The organism is Dietzia sp. B19 (assembly GCF_014145155.1).
In the GTDB taxonomy this organism is placed as follows: domain Bacteria; phylum Actinomycetota; class Actinomycetes; order Mycobacteriales; family Mycobacteriaceae; genus Dietzia; species Dietzia natronolimnaea.
Genome location: NZ_JAALED010000566.1, coordinates 1 through 2,027 on the forward strand (window position 1 = coordinate 1; position 2,027 = coordinate 2,027).

At 72.5% G+C, this 2,027-nt stretch carries 3 protein-coding genes; 2 read left to right on the top strand and 1 reads right to left on the bottom strand.

Annotated elements, in window-relative coordinates; translation table 11 throughout:
- On the top strand, nt 1-1,168 hold a 1,168-nt coding region (locus G6020_RS15360), incomplete at its 5' end, for a leucyl aminopeptidase (RefSeq protein WP_241731270.1).
- A gap of 34 nt (nt 1,169-1,202) precedes the next feature.
- Here the strand turns inward: G6020_RS15360 and G6020_RS15365 are convergent.
- A complete protein-coding gene (locus tag G6020_RS15365) occupies nt 1,203-1,568 on the bottom strand; it encodes an oxidoreductase (protein WP_182611205.1) in 366 nt (121 codons plus the stop codon).
- Nucleotides 1,569-1,881: 313 nt separating this feature from the next.
- On the opposite strand from G6020_RS15365, the gene G6020_RS17285 reads away from it, so the two are divergent.
- On the top strand, nt 1,882-2,027 hold a 146-nt coding region (locus tag G6020_RS17285), incomplete at its 3' end, for a biotin/lipoyl-containing protein (protein WP_347238397.1).

Consider the following 2,027-nt stretch of genomic DNA (forward strand, 5'->3'; position numbering starts at 1 on the left):
GCGCGCGTGCCGTGGGCTGGGCGCCGCACTGGTCCTGCTCGACGCCGGGCGCGCCGAGGCGGTCGCGTTGGGGGCTGCGCTGGGATCGTTCCGGCCGGCCAAGGTCACGGCGAAGAACGACGACGACGACAAGGCGGACACCGTGAAGGTGTTCGTCGCGGAGGGCGGCGAGGACGCGGTGACCCGTGCCGCCACCATCGCCGAGTGCGTCGGCCTCGCCCGCGACCTGGTCAACACCCCACCCAACCTGCTCTTCCCCGGTTCCTTCGCGGACCGCGCCGCCGAGCTCGCCGCCGCCGCGGGCCTGGAGGTGGAGATCATGGACGAGGCCGACCTGGCCGACGGTGGATACGGCGGCATCCTGGCCGTGGGCGGCGGGTCGTCCCGGCCACCACGCCTGGTCCGACTCACCCACCGGGGCAACGAGAACCGGCCGCCCGTCGCCCTGGTGGGCAAAGGCGTCACCTTCGACACCGGCGGCATCTCCATCAAGCCGGCCGCGGGCATGGAGCAGATGACGATGGACATGGGCGGTGCGGCCGCCGTGGTCGCGACCGTCATCCTGGCCGCCCGGCTCGGTCTCGACCTGACCGTGGTGGCGACCGTCCCGATGGCCGAGAACATGCCGTCCTCGACCGCGTACCGGCCCGGCGACGTGCTCACCATGTACGGCGGGACGACGGTCGAGGTGCAGAACACCGACGCCGAGGGGCGGCTGATCCTGGCCGACGCCATCGTCCGCGCGTGCGAGGACTCGCCGTCCCACCTCATCGACACCGCCACGCTCACCGGGGCGCAGATGGTCGCACTGGGCAAGAAGTCCCCCGGTGTCATGGGCACCGAGGAGTTCCGAGACCGGGTGGCCGAGCTCAGCCGGGGGGTCGGCGAGGGCGGCTGGCCGATGCCGCTGCCCGAGGAGCTCCGCGACGGCCTCGACTCCCAGGTCGCGGATCTGACCAACGTCACCCCGCACCGCTGGGGCGGCATGCTCTCCGCGGGCCTGTTCCTCTCCGAGTTCGTCGCCGAGGGCGTCGAGTGGGCCCACGTCGACGTGGCGGGCCCGGCCTACAACGACGGCGGCGCCGAGGGCTACCTGCCCAAGGGCGGGACCGGTGTCCCCGTCCGGACGATGCTCGCGGTGCTCGAGGACATCGCCGCGGCCGGCTGACCCGTCCGCGGGCGGCTCACCCGTCCGCGGCCGGTCAGGCCTCGTCGGCTCCGCGCATCTGTTCGCGGAGCCGGCGGGCCCTCTCCATGCGCTCGCGGGAGATGCGGACCTCCTCGAAGAGCCGCATCCGGTCCGGGTACCCGGTCTCCATCGCGTCGTAGAGGGGGATCTTGAGCTCGTCGGCGAGCTTGCGCGCGGTGGCCACGTCCCCCACCGGGCGTCGCGTCCACTCGCCGTCGAACGCGACGAGGAGGAGCCCGGGCACCGACACGAGGGTCTCGGGCTCCAGGTACGCCTCGATCCCCACCCGGGTCTCGCACCAGGATCGGAAGTGGGCGAGGTCGGCGGGATCCGCGGGGATCCGCGTCTGCCGCCGCCGGAAAAGATCGCGGATCGCCACTGTCGGTCTCCTCCCGTCGGCCCCCCGTCCGGGGTGGGGCCGTCTACGCCGAATCGATCGTACCGAGCCCGAGCACCGGTGATGGCGCGGCCGCCGGGCGGATCGGGCGCCCACAGACGCCGGGATCGGAGCGTCCGCCGACACCGGTAGGTGGCACAGGGCACAATGGGGGTCGATCGTCCGGGCGGGCCGCCACAGTGGTTCCGTCCCGGGTCGTCTCGAAGAATCGATAGCCCACCACCATGTCGCCGCTCACGCGGGCGCGGATCGCGCCGGCGGGCAGCGCCCAGAACTCTTGAGGAGTCACGACACCATGGCCTTCTCCGTACAGATGCCGGCTCTCGGTGAATCCGTCAGCGAGGGCACCGTCACCCGCTGGCTCAAGAAGGAGGGGGACACCGTCGAGGTCGACGAGCCGTTGCTCGAGGTCTCGACCGACAAGGTCGACACCGAGATCCC